The organism is Streptococcus mitis, assembly GCF_965111735.1.
In the GTDB taxonomy this organism is placed as follows: Bacteria; Bacillota; Bacilli; order Lactobacillales; family Streptococcaceae; genus Streptococcus; species Streptococcus mitis_DR.
The window spans coordinates 879,519-893,475 of sequence record NZ_OZ217346.1 but is presented as its reverse complement, the minus strand read 5'-3'; the positions used below and the strand labels follow the sequence as shown (position 1 = coordinate 893,475).

9 protein-coding genes and 1 pseudogene are annotated in these 13,957 nt (G+C 39.6%); all 10 read right to left on the bottom strand.

Annotated features, from left to right (window positions below):
- Positions 1 to 87 precede the first annotated feature (87 nt).
- Entirely contained in the window at positions 88 to 2,706 is a 2,619-nt protein-coding gene (gene alaS, locus ACLV7W_RS04355) for an alanine--tRNA ligase (RefSeq protein ID WP_049502178.1), read from the bottom strand.
- Between the two features lie 21 nt (positions 2,707 to 2,727).
- A pseudogene (locus ACLV7W_RS04350) lies at positions 2,728 to 3,214 on the bottom strand (LURP-one-related/scramblase family protein).
- Positions 3,215 to 3,580: 366 nt separating this feature from the next.
- Positions 3,581 to 3,886 (bottom strand): hypothetical protein, encoded by a 306-nt coding sequence (locus ACLV7W_RS04345; protein WP_000429946.1) that lies wholly within the window; start codon positions 3,884 to 3,886, stop codon positions 3,581 to 3,583.
- 72 nt (positions 3,887 to 3,958) lie between these two features.
- The gene (locus tag ACLV7W_RS04340) at positions 3,959 to 5,104 is read right to left on the bottom strand and encodes a GIY-YIG nuclease family protein (protein ID WP_000997679.1); all 1,146 of its coding nucleotides are present in this window, start codon (positions 5,102 to 5,104) and stop codon (positions 3,959 to 3,961) included.
- Positions 5,097 to 7,028, bottom strand: a complete 1,932-nt coding sequence (locus tag ACLV7W_RS04335) for a DEAD/DEAH box helicase (RefSeq protein ID WP_000203249.1) — start codon at positions 7,026 to 7,028, stop codon at positions 5,097 to 5,099. Before ACLV7W_RS04335 ends, ACLV7W_RS04340 begins: the two co-directional genes overlap by 8 nt.
- Positions 7,025 to 9,817, bottom strand: a complete 2,793-nt coding sequence (locus ACLV7W_RS04330) for a class I SAM-dependent DNA methyltransferase (protein WP_001085249.1) — start codon at positions 9,815 to 9,817, stop codon at positions 7,025 to 7,027. Before ACLV7W_RS04330 ends, ACLV7W_RS04335 begins: the two co-directional genes overlap by 4 nt.
- A gap of 269 nt (positions 9,818 to 10,086) precedes the next feature.
- A complete protein-coding gene (locus tag ACLV7W_RS04325) occupies positions 10,087 to 11,157 on the bottom strand; it encodes an ABC transporter substrate-binding protein (RefSeq protein ID WP_023946326.1) in 1,071 nt (356 codons plus the stop codon).
- Positions 11,154 to 11,927 carry an ABC transporter permease gene (locus ACLV7W_RS04320; RefSeq protein ID WP_261053139.1) on the bottom strand — a complete coding sequence of 258 codons (774 nt, stop codon included), beginning with the start codon at positions 11,925 to 11,927 and terminating at the stop codon, positions 11,154 to 11,156. Before ACLV7W_RS04320 ends, ACLV7W_RS04325 begins: the two co-directional genes overlap by 4 nt.
- Complete coding sequence (locus ACLV7W_RS04315; protein ID WP_000753801.1) at positions 11,924 to 12,730, bottom strand: ABC transporter permease; 807 nt, start codon at positions 12,728 to 12,730, stop codon at positions 11,924 to 11,926. The genes ACLV7W_RS04320 and ACLV7W_RS04315 overlap by 4 nt, the downstream gene beginning before the upstream one ends.
- Positions 12,711 to 13,868, bottom strand: a complete 1,158-nt coding sequence (locus tag ACLV7W_RS04310) for an ABC transporter ATP-binding protein (protein ID WP_000742900.1) — start codon at positions 13,866 to 13,868, stop codon at positions 12,711 to 12,713. Before ACLV7W_RS04310 ends, ACLV7W_RS04315 begins: the two co-directional genes overlap by 20 nt.
- Between the last annotated feature and the right edge of the window lie 89 nt (positions 13,869 to 13,957).

Here is a 13,957-nt window from a genome sequence, read left to right as displayed (position 1 = left end):
GTTCATAATAATTAAGCCAGGTCCAAACGGATTTGGCTTTTTTCTATTCACAAAAAGACCTACCCAAATGGATAGATCTTTATTTTCTTACAATTTACCTGCTACTGCATCCAACAATTCTTGGATCTTAGCTTGGTTGCTTCCTCCTGCCATGGCCATGTCTGGTTTACCACCACCACGTCCATCGACGATTGGTGCTAATTCTTTGACAAGGTTTCCTGCATGAAGGTCTTTTGTCTTGCTTGCTACAAGGACATTGACTTTATCACCAATAGCGGCAACTAGGACAAGAAGATCAGAGTAGTCTTTTTGTTTCCAGTTATCCGCAAAAGTACGAAGGGCACCAGCATCAGATACAGATACTTGGCTAGCAATGTAACGGTGACCATTGACTTCCTTCACATCCTTGAAGATATCGCCTGCGGCTGCAGCTGTGGCTTTTTCTTTCAACTCAGCATTTTCTTTTTGCAATTGACGAAGTTGTTCTTGAAGTCCTTCTACCTTGTGAGGTACTTCTTTAAGTTGAGGTGCTTTCAAGGTTGCTGCGACAGCTTTAAGAGCGTCCTCTTGTTCACGGTAGGCTTCAAAGGCTTCCTTACCAGTCACTGCCAAGATACGGCGAGTTCCTGATCCGATACCTTCTTCTTTGACAATCTTGAAGAGGCCAATCTCAGAAGTGTTACCAACGTGAGTACCACCACAAAGCTCGATAGAGTAGTCACCAATAGTAACAACACGGACTTCTTTACCGTATTTCTCACCAAAGAGGGCCATAGCACCCATTTCTTTAGCAGTGTCAATATCCGTTTTAACTGTCTTCACTTCAAGAGCTTCCCAGATTTTTTCGTTGACTTGCTGTTCAATCGCACGCAATTCTTCTGCAGTTACTGCTTGGAAGTGTGTAAAGTCAAAGCGAAGGAATTCAACTTCGTTAAGAGATCCTGCTTGTGTTGCGTGGTTTCCAAGGATATTATGAAGGGCAGCGTGAAGCAAGTGAGTCGCAGTGTGGTTTTTCATAACACGGTGACGACGATTAGTATCGATTGCCAAGGTATATTCTTGGTTCAAGGTAAGTGGTGCAAGGACTTCAACTATATGAAGAGCTTGTCCGTTTGGTGCTTTTTGAACATTTGTCACAGTAGCCACAACCTTACCTGACTCATCCAAGATTTGTCCGTGGTCAGCGACCTGTCCACCCATTTCAGCATAGAATGGCGTTTCCGCAAAGATAAGTGAGGCAGTTCCTTCTGATACAGCTTCTACTTCTGCATTGTCAGCCACGATAGCCACCAATTTAGAAGACAATTGGCTAGCATTGTAGTTGAAGACACTTTCTACAGTGATGTTTTGAAGGGTTTCATTTTGCATACCCATTGAGCCACCCTTGACAGCTGACGCACGCGCACGCTCTTGCTGTTCTTTCATGGCTGCTTCAAAACCTTCACGGTCTACAGTCATACCAGCTTCTTCAGCGATTTCCTCAGTCAATTCAACTGGGAATCCATAAGTGTCATAAAGTTTGAAGACATCTGAACCAGCGATAACAGATTGACCTTTTTCTTTCAAGTCAGCTACGATGCCTTGGGCAAAGTGTTGACCTGAGTGAAGGGTACGGGCAAATGACTCTTCTTCACTCTTAACGATTTTCTCAATAAAGTCACGTTTTTCAAGCACTTCTGGATAGTAGCTTTCCATAATTTTTCCAACAGTTGGAACGAGTTTGTAAAGGAAAGGCTCGTTGATTCCCAATTTTTGACCATGCATAGAAGCACGACGGAGAAGACGACGAAGGACATAACCACGACCTTCATTTCCTGGAAGGGCACCATCACCGATGGCAAATGAAAGGGAACGGATGTGGTCTGCGATGACCTTAAAGCTCATGTTGTCGCCATCTTGGTCATAAACCTTACCAGACAATTTCTCCACTTCACGAATGATTGGCATGAAGAGGTCCGTTTCAAAGTTGGTCTTAGCCCCTTGGATAACGGCCACCAAACGCTCCAAACCAGCGCCCGTATCAATGTTCTTGTGTGGCAATTCCTTGTATTCGCTACGAGGAACAGCAGGATCTGCGTTAAATTGTGACAAAACGATGTTCCAGATTTCAATGTAACGGTCGTTTTCGATATCTTCTGCAAGAAGGCGAAGACCTATATTTTCTGGGTCAAAAGCTTCTCCTCGGTCAAAGAAAATTTCTGTATCAGGTCCAGAAGGCCCAGCACCGATTTCCCAGAAGTTATCTTCGATTGGAATTAAGTGGCTTGGGTCCACTCCCACTTCAATCCAACGGTTGTAAGAATCTTTATCATCTGGATAGTAAGTCATGTAAAGTTTCTCAGCTGGGAAGTCAAACCATTCAGGGCTTGTCAAAAGCTCATAAGCCCAAGTGATCGCTTCGTCTCGGAAGTAATCACCGATAGAGAAGTTCCCCAACATTTCAAACATAGTATGGTGACGTGCAGTCTTCCCTACGTTCTCGATGTCATTGGTACGGATCGCCTTTTGCGCATTGGTAATACGTGGATTCTCTGGGATAATAGTCCCATCAAAGTATTTCTTAAGAGTTGCTACACCAGAGTTGATCCACAAAAGTGTTGGGTCATTTACAGGAACCAAACTCACTGATGGTTCTACAGAGTGACCTTTGGTTGCCCAGAAGTCAAGCCACATTTGGCGTACTTGTGCACTAGATAGTTGTTTCATATTGTCTCCTTATTTACTTGTTTAATGTGATTGGCTTTCCAGCATCTCCACATAGTCAATCGCGACACAGAGGGAAATGACTAGGTCTGCATAAGCGTCCTCAAGGACCGTTACGTTATAGGTAGAGGTCAGATGGAAGAGTTCCTTCTTAATTTCCGCAATCAGCTGATCGCGATCATCCAGCAATTTGAAATTCAAATCCCAGATATTGCCCTCGATACGAAGCCCCAGATTATCAAACTCATACTTATCTCGCCAGAAGGTCAACTTCTTACGAATGACAAAACTCGAGCCATCCCAAAGCTGAATCTCAAAACGAGGAAGCAAGGTCAAGATTTCTTTACTGATCTGACTAACTTGTTCACCAGTCGCATCATAGATGGTAAAAGTTTTGGGAATCTTAAAAAAATGATCCCTCTACCTGATAGGCGATTTCTCCCCTGTCATCCTTGATAGCGAAGCGTTCGCCTCCAAGACGAAACTTTTGTTTGACAAGAAATGTTTTCATCAACACCTCCAAAAATTAAAAGACAAGCTCATATCACGAAGGGCGAAAAACCGCGGTACCACCTTCATTCAATGAACTTGTCATTCTCTTATTCTTATGCAATTGTATGATTGAGTAGCATGACTTTCTAGCTTAGATGGCTCGCAGCACCGCCATTTCTCTGGACTAAGACAACTGAAAATCAAATCTCAACTTTCTTATTATATCGTTTTTTTAAGCTTGCGTCAACTGGAAATCATCTTAACTAATAGTAGTGAGGTAGGAGTGAAGACCTTTTAAAAATTTAACTACTAGTTTCGAAATGTAAGTAGTAATATTTAATTTATTTCTAAAACCTTTCTATCTAGCATAGCCCTCCAGCGCTGTTTAGTATGTACCCCCTATACTGATAAGATTCCACTCAGAGTAGCTTATCTTGAACAATTTTGGGGATTTTGTGTCTTCGTCATACACTACGAGATAGTGCCCTTCATCATTCCAAAACTTGCCCAATACCTCAGCGTCTTTCAGTTCCACTTTCTGGTTCATATAGTCGCTTTTATACTCAATTTGTGGTGCATCTTTTACCCCAGCAGTAGAAAAACTACTACCAATAAAGATAAAAGCATAAAACAGCACCACAGCAATTCCCAAGAATTTAAAGATTTTATAATTTGTATTATTGTTTTCCATGTTAGTATATTCCTTTTCTTTCTGTTTTGTGTTTTCTTAAATCCAAAGGGGGAAAAATACTCCCTTATCCCACTAGATCATTAAGCTAACTTTTTCAATCACTTCTTGGATCTCATCTAGCGATACTAGAAACCATTCTTTAGGGACAAAGCTCTCTCCATTTGGTGCTATTAATTCCATATCTAACTGCTTGTCTGCAAAATAATGATGAAGAGTCGTTTCTAATTTTCGAGCGCTGAAATTTTGAACCTCAAAACTAGCTACTAAACGGACAGGAGCATAAAGATAGGTTCCTTCTCTTTCTGCATTTGCTAACCGTTTTTCAATTCGATCCTGTGTAAAACCGATTTTATAGAGATTACGGATGTTGGCAATTTGAGGATGGCTACTCAAGGATTTTACTACATAGATATATCCAGTTGTAATTCGTTCGCTTGGACTGATACCAGTCATCACATCTTCTATCAATTCTGTTACCATTCGTCCATGGCGCGTTCTATCGTGCAGATTAGATACAAAAGAGCGGAGTAAGGCCTTCTTATTTTCTGTACCATTTTCATATACGAGATGAAGTTCAGCATTAGTATAACCATTCTTATCAGTGAAGTCTTCTCCTTTAGAAACAACATAAACCATTACTCCATTATCCACATAGAACATATCAGGTTTAATTTCTTTTTCTTTTATCACATCAGACTTTCTGACTTGACGACGACCTTCACTAATTTCATCATGAACACGAGTAAATAATCCCTGATAATCTTCAAAATTTCCCATCCGTTTACGTGTTCGTGTTTTATCCCGCGCTTGAATCGTTCGTTTATAACGTGAGACATCAAATAAAGATTTCTCAGCACTATTCACTGACTCAAACAATTCATCTGATAAAATATCTGTTAAACTAGCAGGACTTGAAATAGGGGGCTCGGACTCAACTATATCTATTTTTAGTAGCCCAAATTCATCATAAGGTTCTAACTTTCGGATGCTATCAGGAGATTTTCTAATACCATTCAATCGAGAAAATAAACTGCGTTCTTTAATATTTCTAGACTTTTGTGGCTCTTGCCCATTATTTTCTCTCACCCAATCTATGATTTCTAAAAATTTCTCCACTTCGTGATCTATAACTATTTTTTTCATAGGTTTTAAAGGAGCTATTAAATGTTCAAAATCAGAATCATTAAAAATGTCATTTAAGTTTTTGAAATCATTCATTACCGCTCTCCATCTTCAGCTTCATCTGAGACAATTGTAACAAAGCATACGCAAGTCTCTGTTCGTACTTATCGTGACTTGATTTATCTGGATGACGACCATTTTCATTTAAAAATTGCTTAATTTGAGGATAAAGAATTAACAGTTCTTCTTCAGAAAACTCCATCTTCTGACCATCCATATAGTCTTGTATTAGACGCAGAGTCGGAGCATCAATTTCACGTGATATAACTTCGTAAGCTCTCTGGAAAGGATTAATCTGATCAATTAAATCAATAGATAACTCATCAATATTCACAAATTTATCTGCCATTTTTAGAAAGTCTGTTTGCCCTACTCCCTCTTTCCGTTCAGCTGATTGAACTACCGATTGACTAATAAACTGTTGACGAACTTCTTCAACTTCAGCCCCACTTAAGTCAGGATAGATTTGTTTAATGATGGCTGGAATCATCTGCTTATTAATGACTTCTGCATCCGTTCCCGCAGCAATTGCAGTTTGGATACGCGGTTCTTGCAATATACTAGCACGTAAGTCATTCAAATCATTTTCTATGATATCCTTTGTTCTCTGTGTACTAGGCTCTTTTAAGCCTTTAACGAATATTTCGGCACCAGAAGATTTCTGGTCTTCTCGGTCTTTTCGTTTGAACTTGAAATTTGGCGCTAAAACAGACTCCATCAATAGACTAGCTGTAATGGCCTTCATAACATTATTCACAGCAAAGAAAACTTCATCATCTTGAGCATCTGGTTGAGAAATGAGATTGGTAAATTGAGCGTGTGACTTATTGGAACTATCGCGTGTTACTCGACCTATAATCTGAACAATTTCTGTTAGCGACTGACGATAGCCAATCGTCAAAGCATACTCAGCATAAGGCCAGTCAAAACCTTCTTTAGCCATACCAAGTGCGATAATGATATCGAGATCATCTAAACTGGTCATTTTGTTTAGGTAATCCTGTACTTTTTCACGTCCTTCTTCTGTGACAAGGTCTGCAACTTTCAATACACGACCTGTTTCCTCAGTAACTAACCATAATCCAGTCTTAGGATCTGGAACTGCTTGCCCTAGTTCATCTAAAATTCGGTCAACTTCATCATACTTATCCTTGGTTGATTCACCTGAGTTTACATTGGGAATATGAATGATAGTTTTCTTACTCGTGTCCAGTACTTCGTGCAAGGCATCTGTGTAACGACCACGATAAAAGTTATAACCCATGGCAAAACTTTTCAGATATTTGTACCCCTCCAACTGTTCATAATAAGTATAGGATACCTTATCAAATTTTTGCTCATCTTCAGGTGCCAAAATGGGTACAGAATCTCCACGGAAATAAGACCCTGTCATAGCTACTACATGGGCTGTTGAATTGGCTAATATGTTTCTTAAGGCATTTCCTAAAACTGAATTATCATCTTGAGATACATGATGAAATTCATCGATAGCTAGAAGAACATCATTAAAATCACTATCAGCTAGCTGTTCAAAGGCAAAACGCAAGGTGGCATGCGTACAGATTAAAGCTCTATCATCAGGAGACTCTGAATGCATAAAGTCTACAAACTGTTTTACCTTACTTTTACTGCTCCCTTGTTCAGTCAAATTATTTTTGGGAAGAACTTCCCAATCCCAGTAAAAACCATAATCTGTCAATTTTGTTGAACGAAACGATTTTCCAATAGATCTTTCTGGAACAGCTATAATAGCTTTTTTCAGACCTTGAGCATGTAATTTATCAAGAGCAATAAACATCAAAGCTCTCGACTTACCAGATGCAGGAGGCGCCTTAATCAATAAGTGTTGAGAAGTTCTCTTAGCATATACCCGCTCCTGCATTTCACGCATACCAAGTGCATTATTTGATTGACTAGCACCTGTACCATTGTAATTAATTTCAAATATATTTGAGGTCATTTCGCTTCCTTTTCTGTCATTTCTTTATACAGGTTCAATAAGACACTGAGCCTTTCTTCATCTGATTCAAAAGGCTTTTGCTGGTAGGCACGTTCTACGATACCATCAATTTTTTCATGTGCTTGACGAAGACGTTCGTTCATCGGTTTATTGGCTCCACCGTACAATTCAGCCAAGGTTCCACCTTCTTCTTCTCGAACATCTAGCATTTCAAAAACAGCTTCTTCAAGCATATTTTTCCGACTATCTGAAAGTTCTGGGATTGGGAATGTATTATAAACCAGTCCAGCTGAATAACTATATCGAGTTTCTAATTTCCCACCGATCGCTTGAAACCATTTTATATGCATTTTAGAAACAAGACATCCAAGTAGCCAAATTGGAGTATCATACACAATATAGCAACGATTTGAAATAATTGTATCGTCTCCCACAAATCCCATTGGTATATAATCTCTATCTTCTGAAGTAACAGCAGGAACTAACAGTTGAAACTTCCCTTCTATTTTCCCCTTAGAAAACATATCATCCCATTCACCACGTTGAACAAATTTCCATGGTGTGGATGCAGTTTCTCTTGTTCCAGCAGCCTTAGAATTCAGGCGTTCTTGCCTTACATTTTCAAATAATTGATGGAATTCCTGGATCTTATCTAATTTAGTATATTCATCTTGATCAATCCAAATAGTATATCTAAAATTTCCATTGATATACTCATCTGCTCCAATATACTTTTTAAAATACACTTCAGTTTCAGGATATCTTTGAACTAATTGATTTTTATCATCATTTGTCAGTATTAGATATTTACTTCTTGGCATATTCCCAAAGACTATTTTTGGAAAATTATTTAACTTCTCTGAATCATTGTGATTAGATACAATAATATCATCTGCAAAAGCTAGATAGGGATTTATATTCTTTCCATAACTCTCTCCCTTATCACTATATATAATTCTTTTCTTATCATTTTTATTTGAAAATCCAATGATAGTAACTGTAACCCCTGCATTATGGGCCGCGCTATTATTCCATTTAAACGATTGATATGCAAAGGAAATTTGGCCATATTGTAGAAGAACACTCCACAAAATTGAAACTTGCTCACCTTGATTTATTGAATTTGTTGTTACAAAAGCATATTGAGCATTTTTACCATAAATAAGGTGAGTTGCCTTATAAAACCATCCCGAAATATAATCTAATTTTTTAGAAGAAATTTCTGAACAAATCACATTTTCTAGTTCCTTCTTTTGTTCCAAGGTCATTTTTTTAGAGCCTATATACGGCGGATTCCCAAATATATAAACTTCATCATCTGCCTTAGCATTCAAAACAGTTGTCCAGTCAATTCTTAGGGCATTCCCACAAACGATATTCCCAGCTTCTCTTAAGGGGAGTAGCCTTGGATGGACATCAGCAAGTGCTTCTTCCATCTCCACATTCATCTGGTGTTCCGCTATATACAAGGATAACCTTGCTACTTCATGAGCGAAATCATCCAATTCAATTCCTGAAAATTGGGATAGAGAAATCTTAGATGCATCAGCAATCAATTCTCCTTGATAAACAGCTTTTTCATTTAAGGATTCACGAATTTCACGCTGTTTGATTAAGATATTAATTTCTAAACGACGAAGTTCTTTATAAGTAATGATGAGGAAATTTCCAGAACCACAAGCAGGGTCTAAAAACTTGATAGAGGCCATACGAGTGAGCAACTCTTCTAACTTAGGTAAGATTTGTCGCAATTCCTTGCGACGATGTTCCTCGCTAAAGTCACCACCTCCTATATAGTAGTCAGCTCGTTCTTCTAATTCCGTAAATGCTGCTCGTAAATTATCTAAAAACAGTGGTTTGATGACCTTCATAATATTGGGCACGCTAGTATAGTGCATACCCGATGTTGATCTTGCTTCTGCATTTGCCACGGTTTGAATCATGGAGCCCAAAATATCTGGATTGATTTCATTCCAGTTTAGCAATTCCCCTGCTTCAATGAGTAATTGACGAGTTCTTTTATTGAAAATAAGGTCATGATGTGGCTCTGAAAAAAGCTTACCATTTACATAGGGAAAATCTGATAACCACGACTCCAAATCCTGACGACTAAATTCAGGCATATCTAAAACAGTAAATAGTTTTCTAACACACTCATTCAAGTCAGAACCATCTTCAGATGTCCTCATCTTAATAACATTTGTGAAAGCTCCCTTGGAGATGATATTTGTATCTTCTGCAAATAGTAGAAAAAGAACACGAATCAAAAATAGATTAAATGATTTACCGTCAGTTTCAGTAATGGCAAGTTCAGGATTGATAGAAATTAGTTCATCATAAAGTTTGGTGAAACGCTCTGCCGCTTTTACATCAGCAGGGTTTTCCTTATCATAATCAATCTTTTCAATACCATTCCAAGGTAAGAAGAAATCACAATGGGCTGGTAAATCATTAAAAGAAATTGCTAGAGTCAGTCCTGTCTGTGTATCCTTTGCATATAATTCTTGAAAATCTGTTGTAATAATAAATCGAGATTTACGAACCTGACCATCCAACTCTTTATCAATCTCAGTCAGAGCAAGTAATGGCTGATTTTCAACTTTACGAAAATACAATCTGTTTTTTATTATAAAATCATCAGATGCCACTTTACTTGCTCTTGTTATGGTCGTTTTAGTAATGTCAAACAATGAAACAAAATCAATAATGAATGTCGATTTATTAAGATTCTCTACTAAAACCTTGGTTCTATCCTCAATCTCAGTGATATTTAATAACTTTTTAGCCATTAGATACCTCCAAGAAACGCAAAAAGCCTACTGGATTTTCAGTAGGTTTCAATCTATATTTTTTGCATTTTTTTATTAGGTTATATATATATATATATATATATATATGCATTTGCGTAGTCTGACTCATTTTGAACTCCTTTGGAATTAAATTTTCAGAGATGCTGTAAACAATACTAATAACTCTCACCCTAAAACTATTATACCATGATTTCTATTTTTTCTAAAAAACGAACCAGCTGACTGATTCGTTTTCATCCGTTTAGCTCCTACTTCCGATACATTTTAAATTGTAGGAAGAGGTCGCTGTATTTGCCTGTCCATTTATGGTTAAATTTCTCGTAAACTTCTAGGTGTTTCATGGTTTCAGCATCTGGATAGAAGGCCTTGTCTTCTTTTTTCTCCTCTGGGAGCAGTTCCTTAGCTGGTAGGTTTGGAGTTGAATAGCCGACATACTCTGCATTTTTGAGAGCATTTTCAGGTTTCAACATAAAATTGATAAAGGCATAGGCGGCATCTTGGTTTTTCACGGTTTTTGGAATGACCATATTGTCAAACCAAAGGTTGCTGGCCTCAGTCGGTACCACATAGCGTAGGTTTTCATTTTTTTCTAGCATTTGGCTGGCTTCACCAGAGAAGGTCACTCCGATAGCAGCGTTATTCTGAATCATGTAACCCTTCATCTCGTCGGCAACGATGGCCTTGATATTTGGAGTCAATTTATAGAGCTTATCCACTGTTTCTTCCAACTGCTGGGTATCCTTGGAGTTGAGGCTGTAGCCGAGGGAGTTGAGACCCAGTCCCAATACCTCACGCGCCCCATCAAAGAGCATGATAGAGTTCTTATACTCTGGTTTCCAGAGGTCGTCCCAATGCTCAGGAGCCTCATCTACCATGGTTTCATTGTAGACAATTCCTAAGGTTCCCCAGAAGTAAGGGATAGAGAATTTATTGCCTGGGTCAAAGGACTGGTTGAGAAACTCTGGTCCGATATTTTCAAGACCTTCAAGTTTTGAATAATCAAGCGGTACCAAGAGGTCTTCGTCCTTCATCTTGTTAATCATGTATTCACTAGGAATGGCAATATCGTAGGTCGTTCCACCCTGCTTGATCTTGGTATACATGGCTTCATTGGAGTCAAAAGTCTCGTACTGGACTTGGATTCCTGTTTCTTCTGTGAACTGAGTCAAGAGTTCAGGATCTATATAGTCCCCCCAGTTGTAGATAACCAGTTTTTGACTATCTCGGCTATTGATTTTACTATCTAAATGCGTCGCAATTCCCCACAAGACGAGGATAATGGCTACAATTCCTGCTAAAAATGAATAGAGTTTTTTCATGCTTGCTCCTCCTTCTCACGTGAGATAAAGTAATATCCAACAACTAGGATAATACTAAAGAGAAAGACGAGGGCAGACAGGGCATTGATTTCTAAGGAAATCCCCTTGCGAGCACGAGAGTAAATCTCGACTGATAGGGTTGAAAAGCCATTTCCCGTTACAAAGAAGGTCACAGCAAAGTCATCTAGCGAATAAGTGAAGGCCATGAAATAACCTGCAATGATAGACGGAGTCAGGTAAGGAAGCATAATTTCCTTGAACATCTGAAATTGACTAGCTCCCAAGTCATAGGCCGCATGAATCATGTCACCGTTCATTTCCTTGAGTCGAGGCAAGACCATCAAGACCACGATAGGAATGGAGAAGGCCACGTGACTAGATAGAACGGTCAAAAAGCCAAGTGAAAACTTGAGTTGGGTAAAGAGAATCAAGAAGCTGGCACCAATCATAACATCAGGCGCAACCATGAGGATATTATTGAGTGAAAGAAAGGCTTCTTGGTATCTCTTGCGAGACTGGTAAATGTAAATAGCTCCAAAAGTCCCGATAATGGTCGCTATCAAGGCTGACAGAAAGGCCAAGAAAAAGGTCTGAGTCACAATCAACATAAGGCGACCATCGCCAAACATGGTTTTAAAATGGCTCAAGCTAAAGCCTGTAAAGCTATTCATGTCATTGCCCGCGTTAAAGGCATAGCCAATCAAGTAAAAGATAGGCAGGTAGAGGACAAGAAAGACCAGTCCCAGATATAGATTGGCAAATTTTTTCATCGTTCTCTCCTTTCCTTGGTCACCCACATGGTGATGAACATGGTCAAGATGAGAATTACACCGATGGTTGAACCCATACCGTAGTTGTCATTTGTCAGGAAGTTCTGCTCAATGGCTGTCCCCAAGGTGATAACGCGGTTCCCACCAATCAAACGAGTCAGCATGAAGAGACTCAAGCTTGGAATAAAGACCGACTGAACTCCACTTCTCACACCATTCATAGACAGAGGGAAGATGACATGACGGAAGGTCTCCCACTTGGTCGCACCCAAGTCATAGCTGGCATTGATGAGATTGTTATCCATATCATCTAAGACATTGAAAATCGGCAAAATCATAAAGGGAAGCTCGATGTAACTTGCGACAAAGATAAAGGAGAAATCGGTAAAGAGCAACTGCTGTGAACCGATTCCGATAAATTCCAAGAATTGGTTAATAGAGCCATTTTGACCAAAAATCCCGATAAAGGCATAGGCTTTAAGGAGCAAATTGATCCAGGTTGGGAGGATAATCAGCATAAGCCAGAGTTGACGGTGCTTGAGACGGGTCAAAAAGAGGGCTGTTGGATAGCTGATAAGCAAGGTCACAAAGGTCACAATCCCTGCATAGAGTACTGAGTTGAAACTCATTTTAAGATAGGTCAAGTTTTGTGACGCAAAGTAAGACTTATAATTTTCTAAACTAAACTGACCTTCAATATTGAAAAAGGATTGTCCGAAAATCAAGACCAAGGGTGCCAATACAAAGAGGGCAATCCAGAGCATGTAGGGCACTACAAAGAGTTTAGAGCTTGTTTTCTTCATCTCTTTCCTCCTCGATAGCGTTAATCAGACCTGCTTCTTGCTCTTCGATTTCTACGTATTCTTCGATACGAGCATCGAACTCTTCTTCAGTTTCGTTGAGACGCATGATATGGATGTCTTCTGGTTCAAAGTCCAGACCGATTTCCTCACCCACGATGGCCTTACGGGTTGAGTGGATCATCCATTCATTCCCAAGTTCGTCATAGGCGATAATTTCATAGTGAACCCCACGGAAGAGCTGGGTATCGACCTTAACTTGGAGCTTGCCTTCTTCAGGAAGGGTAATACGCAAGTCTTCTGGACGAATGACGACTTCAACAGGTTCATTTGGCTTCATCCCACCATCGACCGCTTCGAAGCGTTTGCCATTAAACTCAACTAAGTAGTCCTCGATCATGGTACCTGGCAAGATGTTTGACTCACCGATAAAGGTGGCAACAAAGTGGTTAATTGGCTCATCGTAGATATCCACAGGTGTCCCTGACTGGACAATCTCGCCATCATTCATAACAAAAATCCAGTCACTCATGGCCAGCGCTTCTTCCTGATCGTGAGTGACAAAGACAAAGGTAATGCCCAATCGTTGTTGTAGTTCACGCAATTCATACTGCATGTCTGTTCTTAATTTTAAGTCCAGCGCTGACAAAGGCTCGTCCAACAAAACCACACGGGGTTGGTTGATGATGGCACGGGCAATGGCTACACGCTGACGTTGTCCTCCAGAGAGTTTACGGATGGAACGTTTTTCGTAACCTTCCAACTGAACCATCTTGAGAACTTCCGCTACGCGTTGCTCGATTTCTTTCTTGTCAATCTTGCGCAAGCGGAGCGGAAAAGCAACATTTTCAAACACATTCATATGTGGAAACAAGGCATAGGATTGGAAGACCGTATGAACGTCTCGCTTGTTGGTTGGGATGTCATTGATACGGACACCGTCAAGCAAAATATCTCCAGTCGTAGCATCCAGTAAACCTGCAATGATGTTAAGGATGGTTGATTTCCCTGAACCAGATGCGCCTAGAAGAGTATAGAACTTCCCTTCTTCCAACTCAAAGTTGATGTCTTTGAGAACCTTGGTGTTGCTGTCTTCAAAAACCTTTGAGACGTTTTTGAATTCAATAATTGGTTTTTTCAATTGTCATTTATTCCTTCTTTTTCATAGATTAACAGATCAGGGCTCTGTCAGGCCGCCACTACCTCGTGTAGGAGATTGAACTGCCTACA

What these genes read in the sequence shown, in the direction of transcription:
- alaS (WP_049502178.1), bottom strand. Translation starts at nt 2,706, where the DNA reads ATGAAACAACTATCTAGTGCACAAGTACGCCAAATGTGGCTTGACTTC.
- ACLV7W_RS04325 (WP_023946326.1), bottom strand. Translation starts at nt 11,157, where the DNA reads ATGAAAAAACTCTATTCATTTTTAGCAGGAATTGTAGCCATTATCCTC.
- ACLV7W_RS04345 (WP_000429946.1), bottom strand. Translation starts at nt 3,886, where the DNA reads ATGGAAAACAATAATACAAATTATAAAATCTTTAAATTCTTGGGAATT.
- ACLV7W_RS04335 (WP_000203249.1), bottom strand. Translation starts at nt 7,028, where the DNA reads ATGACCTCAAATATATTTGAAATTAATTACAATGGTACAGGTGCTAGT.
- ACLV7W_RS04315 (WP_000753801.1), bottom strand. Translation starts at nt 12,730, where the DNA reads ATGAAGAAAACAAGCTCTAAACTCTTTGTAGTGCCCTACATGCTCTGG.
- ACLV7W_RS04320 (WP_261053139.1), bottom strand. Translation starts at nt 11,927, where the DNA reads ATGAAAAAATTTGCCAATCTATATCTGGGACTGGTCTTTCTTGTCCTC.
- ACLV7W_RS04340 (WP_000997679.1), bottom strand. Translation starts at nt 5,104, where the DNA reads ATGAATGATTTCAAAAACTTAAATGACATTTTTAATGATTCTGATTTT.
- ACLV7W_RS04330 (WP_001085249.1), bottom strand. Translation starts at nt 9,817, where the DNA reads ATGGCTAAAAAGTTATTAAATATCACTGAGATTGAGGATAGAACCAAG.